This window comes from Dyadobacter sp. SG02, from assembly GCF_900109045.1.
Lineage (GTDB): Bacteria > Bacteroidota > Bacteroidia > Cytophagales > Spirosomataceae > Dyadobacter.
In genome coordinates this window covers 193996-207858 of record NZ_FNYL01000005.1, presented here as the reverse complement: position 1 = coordinate 207858, position 13863 = coordinate 193996, and the positions used below count along the sequence as shown (strand labels likewise).

15 protein-coding genes are annotated in these 13863 nt (G+C 50.7%); 9 read left to right on the top strand and 6 right to left on the bottom strand.

The window, feature by feature from the left end; translation table 11 throughout:
- From BMW93_RS13830 to BMW93_RS13820, 3 genes are all read left to right on the top strand, one after another.
- Entirely contained in the window at positions 1-747 is a 747-nt protein-coding gene (locus tag BMW93_RS13830) for a LytTR family DNA-binding domain-containing protein (RefSeq protein WP_090376832.1), read from the top strand.
- A gap of 256 nt (positions 748-1003) precedes the next feature.
- Complete coding sequence (locus tag BMW93_RS13825; protein ID WP_090376828.1) at positions 1004-1384, top strand: hypothetical protein; 381 nt, start codon at positions 1004-1006, stop codon at positions 1382-1384.
- Between the two features lie 267 nt (positions 1385-1651).
- The gene (locus tag BMW93_RS13820) at positions 1652-2542 is read left to right on the top strand and encodes a HAMP domain-containing sensor histidine kinase (RefSeq protein ID WP_090376825.1); all 891 of its coding nucleotides are present in this window, start codon (positions 1652-1654) and stop codon (positions 2540-2542) included.
- On the opposite strand, the gene BMW93_RS13815 is transcribed toward BMW93_RS13820, so the two are convergent.
- On the bottom strand, positions 2507-3136 hold the full coding sequence (locus BMW93_RS13815; protein WP_090376822.1) for a response regulator transcription factor: 630 nt from the start codon (positions 3134-3136) through the stop codon (positions 2507-2509). The two genes, BMW93_RS13820 and BMW93_RS13815, sit on opposite strands and share 36 nt — an antisense overlap.
- Before the next feature lie 354 nt (positions 3137-3490).
- Between BMW93_RS13815 and BMW93_RS13810 the strand changes: the two genes are divergently transcribed.
- Positions 3491-6118, top strand: coding sequence for an ABC transporter permease (locus BMW93_RS13810; RefSeq protein WP_090376819.1), 2628 nt, complete (start codon positions 3491-3493; stop codon positions 6116-6118).
- A gap of 8 nt (positions 6119-6126) precedes the next feature.
- Here BMW93_RS13810 and BMW93_RS13805 read toward each other — a convergent pair whose 3' ends face one another.
- The 3 genes from BMW93_RS13805 to BMW93_RS13795 form a co-directional block, all read right to left on the bottom strand.
- The gene (locus BMW93_RS13805; protein ID WP_090376816.1) at positions 6127-7128 is read right to left on the bottom strand and encodes a bestrophin family protein; all 1002 of its coding nucleotides are present in this window, start codon (positions 7126-7128) and stop codon (positions 6127-6129) included.
- Between the two features lie 74 nt (positions 7129-7202).
- The gene (locus BMW93_RS13800) at positions 7203-7640 is read right to left on the bottom strand and encodes an SRPBCC domain-containing protein (RefSeq protein ID WP_177194083.1); all 438 of its coding nucleotides are present in this window, start codon (positions 7638-7640) and stop codon (positions 7203-7205) included.
- Positions 7627-8442, bottom strand: a complete 816-nt coding sequence (locus tag BMW93_RS13795; RefSeq protein ID WP_177194082.1) for a helix-turn-helix domain-containing protein — start codon at positions 8440-8442, stop codon at positions 7627-7629. The genes BMW93_RS13800 and BMW93_RS13795 overlap by 14 nt, the downstream gene beginning before the upstream one ends.
- Before the next feature lie 98 nt (positions 8443-8540).
- Between BMW93_RS13795 and def the strand changes: the two genes are divergently transcribed.
- The gene (def, locus tag BMW93_RS13790) at positions 8541-9128 is read left to right on the top strand and encodes a peptide deformylase (RefSeq protein WP_229240425.1); all 588 of its coding nucleotides are present in this window, start codon (positions 8541-8543) and stop codon (positions 9126-9128) included.
- Positions 9129-9140: 12 nt separating this feature from the next.
- Here def and BMW93_RS13785 read toward each other — a convergent pair whose 3' ends face one another.
- Together BMW93_RS13785 and BMW93_RS36270 are read right to left on the bottom strand one after the other, a co-directional pair.
- The gene (locus tag BMW93_RS13785; RefSeq protein ID WP_090376805.1) at positions 9141-9551 is read right to left on the bottom strand and encodes a VOC family protein; all 411 of its coding nucleotides are present in this window, start codon (positions 9549-9551) and stop codon (positions 9141-9143) included.
- A 27-nt stretch (positions 9552-9578) separates the two neighbouring features.
- On the bottom strand, positions 9579-9785 hold the full coding sequence (locus BMW93_RS36270) for a GNAT family N-acetyltransferase (RefSeq protein WP_409013101.1): 207 nt from the start codon (positions 9783-9785) through the stop codon (positions 9579-9581).
- A 23-nt stretch (positions 9786-9808) separates the two neighbouring features.
- Between BMW93_RS36270 and BMW93_RS13775 the strand changes: the two genes are divergently transcribed.
- The 4 genes from BMW93_RS13775 to BMW93_RS13760 all read left to right on the top strand — a co-directional run bounded on the left by BMW93_RS13775 (position 9809) and on the right by BMW93_RS13760 (position 13849).
- Positions 9809-10297 carry a GtrA family protein gene (locus BMW93_RS13775; RefSeq protein WP_090376800.1) on the top strand — a complete coding sequence of 163 codons (489 nt, stop codon included), beginning with the start codon at positions 9809-9811 and terminating at the stop codon, positions 10295-10297.
- Positions 10298-10437: 140 nt separating this feature from the next.
- A complete protein-coding gene (locus BMW93_RS13770; RefSeq protein WP_090376797.1) occupies positions 10438-11496 on the top strand; it encodes a LacI family DNA-binding transcriptional regulator in 1059 nt (352 codons plus the stop codon).
- 102 nt (positions 11497-11598) lie between these two features.
- A complete protein-coding gene (locus BMW93_RS13765) occupies positions 11599-12831 on the top strand; it encodes an Nramp family divalent metal transporter (RefSeq protein WP_177194081.1) in 1233 nt (410 codons plus the stop codon).
- A gap of 1 nt (position 12832) precedes the next feature.
- Positions 12833-13849, top strand: a complete 1017-nt coding sequence (locus BMW93_RS13760) for an NAD(P)-dependent oxidoreductase (protein ID WP_090376792.1) — start codon at positions 12833-12835, stop codon at positions 13847-13849.
- The last annotated feature ends 14 nt before the right edge of the window (positions 13850-13863 follow it).

Below are 13863 nucleotides of genomic sequence, written 5' to 3'. Positions count from 1 at the left end.
ATGATCAAATGTGTTATCATCGATGACGAGAACAATTGTCTCGAAATGCTGGAATGGCTGCTGAAAACCTACGCGCCGTCGGTGTCGGTGGAGGCCATGTGCAGTTCGGCGGAAAAGGGGATCGAGGCGATCCGCGAGCACCGGCCGGAACTGGTTTTCCTCGATATCGAAATGCCCCGTATGAACGGCTTCGATATGCTCGAAAAGTTTGACAAACTGCATTTCGATGTGGTTTTCACGACAGCTTACGACCAGTTTGCCATCAAGGCATTTAAATACAGTGCATTGAATTACCTGCTGAAACCGATCGACCCCGAAGATCTGATCGAAACGATCAGGCGGGTGGACGAAAAGCGGAATGTTCCCTCGCGCGAACAGATCGATCTGCTGTTTCAGAGCATGCGCCAGGTCAAAAACACCCCGCAGCGTATCGCGCTCACAACCGGCGACGGGATGATTTTCGTGCCTACACAGGATATTCTCTATTGCGAAGCCGAAAGCAACTACACGAGCGTGGTGCTCGCCAACGGCAAAAAGGTGGTAGTGTCGAAAGTGTTGAAGGACATCGACGAGGCGCTGAGCGGCCCCGATTTTTACCGGGTACATAACTCGTTTCTCATCAATCTCAACCGGATCAAGAAATTTGTACGCGGCGAAGGCGGCTATGTCGTGATGGACAACGATGTAGCGATCAGTATTTCGCGTTCGAGGCGGCAGGAGTTTATGGAAATGTTCGCGCGTTTTTGACCGGTTAATCAGTTGAATTTTAGTTAACGGTTTTAATTATTCGATTAATAATCAGTGAGTTGTAAATCTGTTTTTGAGCTAAATGCCCTGTTTTTTGCAGGGCATTTTTGGTTTTGGTCGATTGGCTCAATAAAAATGCAGACCACTCAACAACGCGGTGAAGCGGCGGGAGCGAAATATAATTTTGTCGTGTCAGTCAGCCAGAGTAGGCGGCGCTGCAAGTCAAATCAATCCCAATCATATATCCGTATTAGCCATGAAAAATTCAGTGAACAACACCCGTTTAGGCAGCTACGTTTTCGCCATGCTTTTGCTTCTTGTCTTCTCCTGTAAAGACGATAAAGAGCCGGTACCACAGGGGAACCTGCTTTTTTACACCAATTACACCCCTGAAAAATACGACCGTATCGACGTCATTATCGACGGTAAGGTGATGGGTTCGATTTCCGAAACGGCCGCTATCAGGCCGGAATGCAATGCGGCAGGCAGCACGGCGGTGGTGAGCCTGATGCTCCCGGTGGGCACCTACGCGGTGTCGGGAAAACGCTACAAAGGCGGAGAGCAGGTGGGCAACTGGAAAGCCAGCTCGGCGAGCGTCACCGTGGAGGAATGTAAACGTATAAGATTTGTAGAATAGATTAGTGGAAAGGACGGGCGGAACCCGGCAGTTGCATGTAATACAGTCCCGTAGCATTGCTGCGGGATTGTTTATTTTTTGCATTAATCCTGTGTTTTAAGTAGAATTTATTTTTCATTTTTAATGATTTTGTAGAAATTCTGTTAAAAATATTATCCTTTTGTACCAATATTTACTACAAAAGCGATTTCTTTGTGTAACATTACAAAGCACCCTTCACGATACTAATTTCATTGAAATACCCCAAAACAAACCCGGTGGTGAGTTATGATCTTGCAATGGATCTGTGTCATGGTTCTGACAGTGGTGTCGCTGCTGGCTTTCTTTCTGTGGGTGCGGGATCGCTATTTCCGCCTCGACCTTGCCAAAAGAGCGCTTGAACAACAGGTGGAAGACCTGTCGCGCAAGCTCGAATACAGCAATGGGCTCAAACAGAAGATTACGATGATGATCGCCCACGATCTTCAATCGCCCCTGCATTTCCTGAATGTGCTTTCCGATCACGTATCGCGTTTCGCGGCCAACAACCAGCTTCCCGAAGTGAAAGCGGGTACCGAGGAGATCAAAAAGGCGACGGGCAATATTCATGCATTCGTGAAGGAGGTCAACCTGTGGGCGCGCTCGCAGCACGAAAATTTCCAGCCTGCGCAACACTCGTTTTCATTCAACGAGCTGGCAGGCGAGTTGCAACAGTTTTTCGAGGATATGGTGCAGCTCAACAAGAATACGCTCGTGGTGGAATGCCCGGACGACGTCTTTGTGTATACCAACCGCGATATCCTCAAAGCCATCCTGCGTAACCTGATCGACAACGCCAACAAGCATACGCGCGGGGGCGAAGTGCGTCTTATTTTCAGCCAGAATGAAAACGGCCCTATGCTTACCGTTTCGGACAACGGTAGCGGCATGCTGTCCGGAGACCTCCAAAAGATCCGCCGGCGGCTGTCCAACCCGGTGGTGAATGCACCGGTAGAGCCGAATAGCCGCCTGGGGTACCAGCTGATCGCCGACTTTGCGCACACGCTCGGCTTCACGATGGCCATCAAAAGCACGAAAGGTGCAGGCACGTCGGTGAGCATCGGCGGTCTGGTGTGTCACAGCCCGTTTACGACAAAACTGGATCTAGCCGAGGTTATAAGCATCTGCCAGCCTGACTAACGCACTTTTGTTCTCGACATTGAGCTTCTTGAAGATCCTGCGCTTGAAGGTATTGACGGATGTATACTGGACTTGCAGTATTTCGCTGATCTGCGTGACGGAATAGTCTTTGGCTAGGTAAATGGCCACCTGGAACTCCCTGGCCGTAAGCTGGTCGAAAGGATTGCCCGAGCTGCCCCTCAGCGTGTCGTTGATCAGGATATTGGCCAGATTAGGGCTCGCATAGCGTTTGCCGTTCATGATGGTCGTTACCGCCTTCATAAGTTCTTCCGGCGAAGAATCTTTTTCAAGGTAACCGTGCGCGCCCTGTTGCAGCGACCGCTTCCCGAAAATGCTTTCGTCATTCATCGATACGACAAGCACCTTCGTGTCGGTATGATATTCCCTGATCCATTGCAGCAGGATCGTCGAATCCGTCTCAGGCATATTCAGGTCGAGGAGCAACAGGTCGTAGGCATGCATGGCAAACTGAGCCTTGACCGACGCCCCGTCCCAGCTTTCGTCGATCTGACTGTCCTTGAAATAGTTGTGAAGTGCTAATCTAAGCCCATACCGCACCAGCGAATGGTCGTCGGCTATTAATATTTTCATCATTATCGAACGTCGAGAAATTAAAGAATGGCAATATCGCAACATTTCGCGCGGTTCTGCAAATAAACGTGAGCGCGGAAATGGCGACATACGGCTTCCGTGTCACGAATTCTCCCTCGTTTTGGCATGTAATTCCGTCCTTTCATTGTCCGGCCGAAATCCGGAATGTCCGCAAATGAACAGCCAGTTTTTTTAGATACTTTATTTAAATATTTGATTTTGAATAAATTAACTAAGGGTGCTAAAATTGGCTCGACATTTGTACGATAAAATGTAAACAAATAACCCCGCCCATCCTATGCAAAGAGCGTATCCCGGAGAATTTGCGGAAACAGGGCCGGTAATGAGCAGGCCGTCATGAAAAATCACCCGATACCACCACGCTGGGCGCAGCGGCTGTTCCAATGGCTGCACCCCGAAGACACCCGCGAGGAAGTCGGTGGGGACCTCGACGAGCTTTACGATTACTGGTACGCCAGAAGCGGGCGTTTCCAGGCTACGTTGCGCTATGTGCTCAATGTGTTTTCGGTATTACCGCCATTTGTGCGGCGTCGCCGCAGGACCGAACCATATTCCCGATCTTCCAATCTCAGTATGACCATGATCAGCAACTATTTCAAAGTCGCCCGGCGGAACCTCGCCAAAAACAAAATGTACTCGTTCATCAACATCACCGGCCTTGCGAGCGGCATGGCTGTGGCGATGCTGATCGGCCTGTGGCTTTACGACGAGCTTTCTTTCAACCGATCATTCCAAAATCACACGCGTATCGCGCGGGTAATGCAAACCCAAAATCTCGGAGGCATTATTTTTACGCATAACGAGGTGCCCGCGCCCATGGGAAAGGAACTGAGGCTTTCGTATGGAGGATATTTCCGGCATATTGTGAGCAGTACGACGGAGGAAAAGCATATTTTGGCATATAAAGACTTGAAATTCAACAACCCTGGTCGCTTTATGGAGCCGGGAATAGCTGAAATGTTGTCGCTCGACATGATTAGCGGTACCAGGGCCGGACTCTCTGATCCGGCTTCGGTACTGCTGTCCGAATCCACGGCGAAGACCTTGTTCGGAGGTCGCAATGCGCTTAACCAGATCGTTAAAATCGATAACGAACTGGCAGTAAAGGTAACCGGCGTGTACCGCGATTTGCCCTATAACACGGCCTTCGCGAACACCGCGTTCATCGCGCCATGGGAATTGTTCATCACACGCGTGCCATACGGGAAAAAGAACCAGGACCAGTGGAACAACAATTTCACCGAAGTTTTTGTACAACTCGGCGACCAGGCTGACCTGAACGCGGCTTCGTCGGCTATCGGCCCGGCAAGGCTCAACAAGCTCACCGGAACCGACCGTGATACCAAAGCATTGGCTTTCCTGCATCCGATGGACCAATGGCATTTGTATTCCAACTGGAAAGACGGTTTCAATGTGGGAGGGCGCATTCAATATGTGTGGCTGTTCGGGATCGTAGGCGCATTCGTGTTAATCCTGGCCTGCATTAATTTTATGAATCTCAGCACCGCCCGCTCGGAGAAGCGCGCACGTGAGGTGGGCGTGCGGAAGGCGGTAGGTTCGCTGCGCGGACAACTGATCGGGCAGTTTTTCAGTGAGTCGTTTCTCGTCGTTTTTATCGGTTTCGTGATCGCGATCGGGCTGGCCCAGCTGGCGATGCCGTATTTTAATAATATGGCTGATAAAAAAATAGCTATTCTGTGGGCCAACGCTGTGTTCTGGGCATTGGCGCTGGCATTTTGTGTGTTCACGGGCTTCCTGGCAGGAAGCTATCCGGCTTTTTACCTGTCGTCTTTCAAGGCCGTGAATGTGCTTAAAGGCACTTTTCGCGCGGGACGGTTGGCATATATTCCACGGCAAGTGCTGGTAGTGATCCAATTTACAGTCTCGGTAACCCTGATCATCGGTACGGTAATGGTTTTCAAGCAAATCAGTTATACCAAAGACCGTCCCGTGGGTTACGATCGCACCGGACTGGTGATGATCGACATGCCTACGCTCGATATCAACAATCATTTCGAATCGATCCGCAACGAGCTGCTGGAAACCGGCGCCATCGTGGAAGTGACCAAAACGACCACGCCGCTTACCGAGAAACGGAACAATGAAACCGGTTTTACCTGGCGCGGAAAGGATATGAACCGTGACCAGCCGTTTGTGACTTTCGGTGTTACGGAAGAATTCGGCAAGACCGTCGGCTGGAAAGTCAAGCAGGGGAGGGACTTCTCACGGCAGTACTCCACGGACAAACTTGCGGTGATACTGAATGAAGAGGCAGTAAAGTTCATGGGTCTGGAAAATCCCGTGGGCGAGACCGTGAAATGGGGCGACCAGCCATTGCAAGTGGTGGGCGTGGTAGAAGGAATGGTGATGGAATCGCCGTACGAGCCGGTGCAGCATGCCATTTATTACATTGCCCCCTGGCCCGCGCGGGTGGTTACGATGCGTCTGCGCCCGGGCATGAGTGCGCCAGACGCGCTCGCGAAAGTGGAAACGGTATTTCGCAAATATGCCCCGGCGGTTCCGTTCGACTACCGTTTTCTGGATCAGGAGTATGATGCCAAGTTTCGCGCCGAAGAGCGTATCGGGAAACTGGCGGGGTTCTTTACGGTGCTGGCGGTATTCATTTCCTGCCTGGGCCTGTTCGGGTTGGCGTCGTTCGTAGCCGCGCAACGCACGCGCGAAATCGGCGTCAGGAAAGTGCTGGGGGCCTCGGTATGGAACGTTTGGACGTTGCTATCGCGGGATTTTGCGTTGCTGGTGATCGTGGCGATGATCATCGCGTCGCCGGTGGCTTATTACATTCTCACATCCTGGTTACAAAAATACGAATACCATACCGGGCTTCCCTGGTCGGTATTCGTATGGACGGGCGTCGGCGCATTGGTCATTACATTGCTGACGGTGAGCTTCCAGAGCCTCAAAGCGGCATTGATGAACCCCGTAAAGAGCCTTCGGACCGATTGATTTTACGATTAAAACAATGTCCCGGAATAGCTTGAAAACTTCTCGGGCACGTCCGTATCGTCGATCATTTCTTTGAGGTCTATTTCAATATTGCGGATAATGGTGCTGATCGGCGTGTCGTTGAGCAGCCCCTCGAACGGGTTTTCGCTGATATCGCCCACGTATTCCATAAACATGAAAACCCAGGAGACGATCATGTTGAACGGGATCAGCAGGAACATGTATTTCTCGCCCAGGTCGACAAACTGGGGCAGCAAGCCAAAGGGCAGCAATGTCATGAAAACGAATATGAAAAGCGTCGAAGTCGTCGCGTACTGGCGGGGGAAAGGCGTGTTTTTGATCCTTTCGCTCTTGCCTTGCTCGTCGTAAAGCTTGGAGATAAGGTCCTGCAACGCCACGTGCTGGTAGGTATCCAGCGAGCCGGCGCGGCGCAGGTCGCGAATGTGTTGCGATTGCAGGTCGAGGATTTGAGTCGCCTGGTTCTTTTTGTGTTTGATCGATTCGAGGTCTGCTTCCGGCAGGTGTTTCGCAATTTCTACGTCGCAGGGCACTTGTGAGCGACGGAATGCTTTGCGCTGCCGCTCGCTCGCGCGGTCTTTGTGCTCCCAGTTGGTGCGTTGGACCATCGTGTTTTTCAGCGCGTACAGCCACGCAATGTGCCTGTATATGATGATCCGGTTCTCTTTGGCGGCCGAAATATTATCGGAGTCGGGTGAGCAGGTGGTGAACGAACGCACCGCCGCGCTGAACGAGCGGCTATGGTTGGTAATGGCGCCCCACACTTTGCGCGCCTCCCAGCTGCGGTCGTACGACTGGTTGTTCTTAAAACCGACAAAAAACGCGGTAGCCGTACCGACGAGCGACACCGGGAGCCACGGTATCGCCACCCATTTCCAGTCGAGGTAGTCGTACACAAAAATGGCGATGGAGCCAGTAGCGATCGAAAACAGGACCATCCGCCAGGAATAGTAGTAGACGATAATGGGGGAAAGGTAGCGGTTGACGTACATAAGGAGCTATTGAGTGATTGGAGTGAGTAGTTTTCGGCTCCTAAAATGCAAACAAATCGCTTCCGAGGCAATCGTTATCGCGATTCGGCGACTTCTTTCAGCAAATGCAGTGCTGTTTTCCAGTAAAATTCCAGGTGCTTGAAAATCTCGAAGGTTAGCAGATTTTCAATAGTAAGTACTAAAAGTGTCTCATTTTGAGACTCTTGCAGGTTGAAGCGTGCAATGGAATAATTTCCGGGTGTATCGGGAAGAATAGAAAGCGTGCTCCAATGCGTGTATTCCAATGTTTCGGGAGGGTCGAACCGGGTGATTTTTCCTTTGTTTTCAAATGGTAACCCATGTAAATCGCCCCTTTCGAGACGCTTCCCACCCTCGCGCCAGTCCGTCAGGATCTCTACGGGCGTATCGAGCATCCATTGAGCGATCAGCCCGGGTTCGGTGAGCGCGGCCCAAACATTCGTTGCGGACGTGTTTATTGCTATTTCAAGACGAATGGTTTTATTTTCTTGCACGGGTGTAATGTTTGCGGAACCATCCCGGGGAACAACCAGCGAACTTTTTGAATTCCTTAGAAAAGTGGTTTTGATCGTAAAAAGCATTTTCGAAGGCGATTTCAGGCAAGTCCTTGTCCGGTCCGTTCACCAGATCGAAGTAGGTATGGAGGAACCGTTGTTGTCGGGCAAATTCTTTCGGAGATACACCCGTAAATTGTAAAAAATTGCGTTCCAGCCATTTGTAGCTTACGTTGAGCGTTTTCGCCAGCCCGTCGATCTGCACGTTTCCTTTTTGGCAAATAATATTTTGAATGGCTTCTTGCAGCAAATAGTTGACGGTGATATTCGTGGGCCTTTGTTGTAAAATATATTCCAATACCTCCAATTTTTTTAATGGATTCCCGCAAATGTCCGGATCGGTCAGCATTCTCATCAAAGTCTTACCAAAAACTTCCTGGAAACTCCAGATCAACCGATTACGAAGTTTGTGGGTCGGTATCGCGGAAATGTGATTGAAATAAAAAGGATTGAACCTGATTATCAGCAATTCCTCTCCGGGATTGGCAACTTCAAATTGAACATTTTCGAGATACTGCCCGCTCAACCATGCGTATGCAATCGTGTACACCTGCCCACGCGAGCGAAAAGTAGCCTCGCCATAAGAAGTGCCGAGCATTACAGCCGTTGGAATGCCGTCGCTGAACGCCAGGCCGGCCTGCGGAAATGCGGTTGCGCGTACTGCGAAACATTCAAGCAGAATTTCACGGAGTCCCTCCGGTAGCTCCACTTGCCTGCCCAAGGGCATTGAGTCCGGCCTCATTATTATATGTTCAAAAAGACTGATCGGCATAGGCTGCAAAGTTAGCCATTGCCTGATTAGGAGAGCATAAGAATGGGTGTCTAATTTTTACTAAGTAAATGGATTTAACGCCAGGAACTTTGTGCGAAAAAACAGTTATGATATTATCCATTGTCAAATTCGGCGCACCCATTTTGCGCCGACACAATACCTGGGCCGACTTAGCGGCTCCGGGCTTTCAAAATCTGATTGCGGATATGTGGGAAACCATGTATGACGCCAACGGTTGCGGCCTGGCCGCGCCGCAGGTAAATCATTCGATTCGGCTTTTCATTGTCGATAGTATCCCTACTTATTTGCAAATGGAAGAGGCGGATCGGAAAATTTATTTTGAAGGGGATCAGGGAATTAGGGAAGCATTTGTAAACCCGCTGATGATTCAAAAATCCGAACGCACATGGAAGGACGAGGAGGGGTGTTTGAGCATACCGGGCGTTTCGTTACGCATTTCCCGGCCATGGTCCATCACCATTCGGTATTCCGACGCTCAATTTCGGGAACATACGCGCGTCTTCTCAGGCATGACCGCGCGGATGATCCAGCATGAGTACGATCACATTGAAGGGAAATTATTTCTGGATTATCTGGATGCCGGGAAGAGGTTGTTGCTGAAGACTAAGTTGAACAGAATTAAGGCAGGCAAGTGAGGCCGCCCGCACCTAGCCGTTAGCAGTGTTAGGCCGTCCGAAATACAGCAAATATCCATCCGCATCCTTCACCTCAAACCCGCGCAAATTATCGTCATTGTTGCCCAGCGGAAGAAAGAAATCCACGTTCCGCGACGCGAACTCGGCCGCGAGCGCGTCGGGATCGGGGACGTACATATAGGCATCCCAGCGCATAATGCCCTGTTTTACATCTCGGGTATGGTTTGGGACCGGTTCCACGCCGACTGCTTTCATCATGATCATCGCCGCGCCGCGCTCTACAATCCCGAAGAAAATGTCGTCTTCGCTCGGCCCCTGGTAGGTGATTTCAAACCCCAGGAAATCGCGGTAAAAAGCCAATGCCGCCGGAACATCTTTGACGATGAAACAGGGGGCGATACAGTTGATGGCGGGTTTGGACATAGGATTTGGGTCAGGTTAAATTCGTAATCAATTTAGCGTTTTTTGCAGCCAAATCAGATCAAAATACCTGCCATTCTTGTAACCGATCTTTTCGAAATTCCCGCATTCTTTATATCCTATTGTTTTATGAAAGTTTAGACTGGCCACATTTTCAGATGAAATGTTGACGAGGATGTTGGCTATTTTCAGCCTCCTGAGCTCACTTTCCAGCATATTGTAGAGCTGGCTTCCTATATTGGCATTCAGAAACCTATCTTATGCCCGATCAGCTTTTCAACCGCCGCGATCTTATTGCTTATTTCGTCGTGGCCGCTACTGGTGCCGTTTCCAATTTGCTGGTTGCTACAATTTTACAGGAATGGTTTCCCATTTCCTATAAGTCGGCGCTGTTTGCGGGTTACTGGTTTTCATTTGTGGTCGGGTATTTTCTGACAAGACTTTTTGCATTCAATGCCCGGAATACAACGCAGAGCAGGCGACAAATTGTGAAGTTTATAATGGTTTCGGTTTGGTCTTGTCTGATCACCGTTTACGGCTCTGCTATTTTGTATGATATTTCCAATCAATGGCTTGGTACATTTACTTTTCTGATTCCGTTTTCAGTGAAAGAAGTGAATTTGAACAAGCTCTTTTCCCAGGTTATGGCCATGGGGGCCAGCTTTTTAAGCAATTATATTTTACATAAACAATTCACGTTTCGCGATACCGGGTTTTACGTCCGGTTGAAGCGGTTGTTGGGCATTTGACCAGCGTTTCCCTGGCATGTCTGACGGTAAATGCCCCTGATAATCACCTTTAAAGCCCAACGGGTGATGGTGTGCGCGGTCATTTTCTTGCAGGAATGGCAGGGCAACGCCTATATTTATCTCTTCGAACGAACCTTTGAATGGAAAAAGAGAACGAATTGTTCGGCGTGAAGGAAATCGCCAGACGCGCCAATGTCTCCACGGCTACCGTCGATCGGGTGCTGCATAACCGGACGGGTGTTTCGGAGAAGACCAAGGCGAGGATCAATGCGATCATCAAGGAAATGGATTACCAGCCCAATATCCTTGCGAGCAGGCTGGCATCGCGGAAGATCATCAACCTCGCCGCATTGCTGCCCGACGTGTCGGAGGAAACGGATTTCTGGTCGGCGCCGCTGAACGGCATACGTCGTGCGGAGTCTGAAATGAAGCAGTATGGCGTGCAAGTGCAGGTTTTTTTGTTCGATTTGAATGATAAGGACTCGTTCGCCACGCAGATCGGGCACGTTTTGGAGGGTGGTTTCCACGGTATCCTGGTTTCACCTTCGTTCATTGAGGAAACCCGGAAATTCGCTGCGGAATGCTCGCGGCGCAAAATTCCCTACGTTTTTATCGATTCGGATATTCCCGGCCTGCATAGCCTCTCGTACATAGGCCCGCACCTGCGCAAGAGCGGGTACGTGGGCGCGAAACTGCTTACCTACCGCCTCGAACCGGAGAAAAAGGTATTGATTATCAACATTTCGAAAGAGATCGATAATTTCAATTACCTGGAAATCGAGGATGGGTTCAGGGCTTATTTCAATGACAATAACCAGCCGAATGAAATTGTCCGCATCGATATCCGTGAGACGGATTATCAATCGGTGGCGCGGCACCTTACTTATGTGTTCCATTTGAATAAGGATATCGGGGCCGCATTTGTAACCAATTCGCGCGTTCACACGGTGGCGTCGTTCCTGAAAAACAGCCACCGGACGCACGTTTCGCTGATCGGGTACGATTTTGTGAAAGAGAATGTGGATTACCTCGAAGACAATGTGATCGATTTCCTGATCTGCCACCGCCCCGACGACCAGGGATACCGGGGTATGATGGCACTTTACCAGACGCTCGTCGTCAATGCGCCCGTCACGAAGCAGAATTATATGCCCATCGATATTGTGACGAAGGAGAATTACGAGTTTTACCAGAATTAATTTCCATGAAAATAGATTTTAAAAATTCTTTTCTACCTTTACGGGCACGTGCCCGTAATTCCATCATTATTCATATTTCACTCAAACCCAAACCCTTTTACCTTGGAAAACTTTAAAGAGAAATTTCTCAAATGGCTTGGGTCGCTTGGACCCGGCATGATCACGGCCGCGCTGGTATTCGGGCCCAGCAAGATGACGATTACCTCGAAAATGGGCGCTATTTACGGCTATTCTCTGCTATGGCTGGTGGTGGTGGCCATCTTCTTTATGGCGATTTTTACCGGTATGGCGACGCGGATCGGCGTCGCTACCGAGCAGTCGCTGCTGGCGACCGTCCGGCAGAAATGGGGCAAAGGGGCGGCCGTCGCCATGGGTATCGGGGTATTTCTGGTTGCTTCCTCGTTTCAGGCGGGCAATTCGGTGGGAGTGGGCATTGCGGCGGGGGAGCTGTTCCATACTTCGCCGGTGCCGTGGATATTGTTCTTCAATTTGTTCGCGATCGGCCTGCTATTTTTCAGGAGCTTTTATCCGGTCCTTGAAAAAACAATGATTTTCCTGATTGTCCTGATGTTGCTTTCGTTCATCACAACGCTTTTCTGGGCGAAACCGGGTGTCGTGGAGATGTCGGAGGGGCTCGTGACGCCGAGGGTGCCCGATGGTTCGCTCGGGTTGATTATAGCCTTTACGGCGTCCTGCTTCTCTATTGTGGGTGCATTGTACCAATCCTATCTGATTCAGGAACGCATCCGGATCAATCCTGCCGTTCGCAATGGGCGTAACGACAGCAGTACGGGTATTGTCCTGCTGGGCGTGATGTGCCTGATCGTTATCGTTTGTGCGGCGGCGATCCTGAAACCGAAGGGGATCGCCGTCAATTCGGCGTCCGACATGGCCAAGGCACTTGAACCCCTTTTTGGGAGCAATGCGTCGGCTGTTTTCCTGATCGGTCTTTTTGGTGCCGCATTCTCTTCCGTGATCGGCAATGCGTCGGTGGGCGGCACATTATTAGGCGATGCATTGGGTTTGGGTAGTAATTTTTCTTCCAAACAGGTTCGTTACCTGGTGGCGCTCGTGATGGTGATCGGGGCGTTCGTAGCGATCCGCTTCGGAAAACTGCCGCTCGAACTGATCGTTTTCGCGCAAAGCGTGACCATCTTCGTCGTGCCGTTTATCGGTACGGTTATGTACCTGGTGGCTAACGACGCGGGTGTCATGGGCGACAAAGTCAACAAGCCTTTCGTCAAAATTTTCGCGGGGCTGGGGTTGCTGATCATTTTCGCCCTGGCACTGGTCAATGTCAAAGAATTATTTTTCAACAATCCGCTTTTTAAATAAAATGAACGGTAGCAAATCTTTTGAGGAACAGTGGCTTAGCCCGTCCGACGCGCTGATCGGGGATATCAAGCGCATCGATGGCGACATTATGATCCTGGGAGCGGGTGGAAAAATCGGTCCGAGCATTGCCAGGCTTACCATGCAGGCGATCCAACGCGCCGGGCTCGACAAACGCGTAATCGCCGTGTCGAGGTTCAGCGAAGAAGGACTGACAGACGAACTGAATGCGGAGGGTATCGAGACGATAGTGGCGAATGTGCTGGATGACAATCAGTTGCAAGGCCTTCCGGAGGTCGAAAATGTGTTGTACCTGGCCGGTCAGAAATTCGGGACTTCGAATAACGAGCCTTATACCTGGGCGATGAACACCTATCTGCCCGGGCGCGTGGCAGAGAAGTTCCGTAAATCGCGCATTGTGGTTTATTCAACGGGTAATGTGTACCCGTTCACGCCTGTGGGCTCGGGCGGGGCGACGGAGGAAATGCGCGCCGATCCGATAGGGGAGTACGGGCAATCGTGCCTGGGGCGCGAGCGCATGTTCCAGTACTTTTCGTCGGTTTACGGCACACCGATCCTGCTTTACCGGTTGAATTACGCGATTGATTTTAAATACGGCGTATTGCTGGAAGTGGCGAAATCGGTGCTGAACGGCAAACCGCTCGACGTAACAATGGGGCACGTAAATGTAATCTGGCAGGGCGACGCCAACGAAATGGCGATCCGGTCGCTGCTGCATTGCGATGCGCCTTCGAAAATCCTGAACATTACCGGCCCCGAGACGGTTTCGCTGCGCTGGCTCGCGAAAGAGTTCGGACGTATATTCAATATCGAACCGCAGTTTACCGGCGAGGAGCAGCCTACGGCGCTGCTGAGCAATGCGGCAGAATCGTTCCGTTTGTTTGGGTATCCGCGCACGACGTTGAAGCAAATGATTGGTATCACTGCGCAATGGCTGCTGGAAGGCGGGAAGACGATTAACAAGCCGACGCACTTTCAGGAGCGGAAGGGGGAGTTTTGACGGGGCCATGGGGT

Excerpts from the sequence above, each read along its gene's own strand:
- BMW93_RS13805 (WP_090376816.1), bottom strand. The coding sequence starts at position 7,128 with ATGTACGTCAACCGCTACCTTTCCCCCATTATCGTCTACTACTATTCC.
- BMW93_RS13810 (WP_090376819.1), top strand. The coding sequence starts at position 3,491 with ATGAAAAATCACCCGATACCACCACGCTGGGCGCAGCGGCTGTTCCAA.
- BMW93_RS13825 (WP_090376828.1), top strand. The coding sequence starts at position 1,004 with ATGAAAAATTCAGTGAACAACACCCGTTTAGGCAGCTACGTTTTCGCC.
- BMW93_RS13795 (WP_177194082.1), bottom strand. The coding sequence starts at position 8,442 with ATGAGGCCGGACTCAATGCCCTTGGGCAGGCAAGTGGAGCTACCGGAG.
- BMW93_RS13770 (WP_090376797.1), top strand. The coding sequence starts at position 10,438 with ATGGAAAAAGAGAACGAATTGTTCGGCGTGAAGGAAATCGCCAGACGC.
- BMW93_RS13760 (WP_090376792.1), top strand. The coding sequence starts at position 12,833 with ATGAACGGTAGCAAATCTTTTGAGGAACAGTGGCTTAGCCCGTCCGAC.
- BMW93_RS13775 (WP_090376800.1), top strand. The coding sequence starts at position 9,809 with ATGCCCGATCAGCTTTTCAACCGCCGCGATCTTATTGCTTATTTCGTC.
- BMW93_RS13830 (WP_090376832.1), top strand. The coding sequence starts at position 1 with ATGATCAAATGTGTTATCATCGATGACGAGAACAATTGTCTCGAAATG.
- BMW93_RS13820 (WP_090376825.1), top strand. The coding sequence starts at position 1,652 with ATGATCTTGCAATGGATCTGTGTCATGGTTCTGACAGTGGTGTCGCTG.
- BMW93_RS13785 (WP_090376805.1), bottom strand. The coding sequence starts at position 9,551 with ATGTCCAAACCCGCCATCAACTGTATCGCCCCCTGTTTCATCGTCAAA.
- BMW93_RS13815 (WP_090376822.1), bottom strand. The coding sequence starts at position 3,136 with ATGATGAAAATATTAATAGCCGACGACCATTCGCTGGTGCGGTATGGG.
- def (WP_229240425.1), top strand. The coding sequence starts at position 8,541 with ATGGATTTAACGCCAGGAACTTTGTGCGAAAAAACAGTTATGATATTA.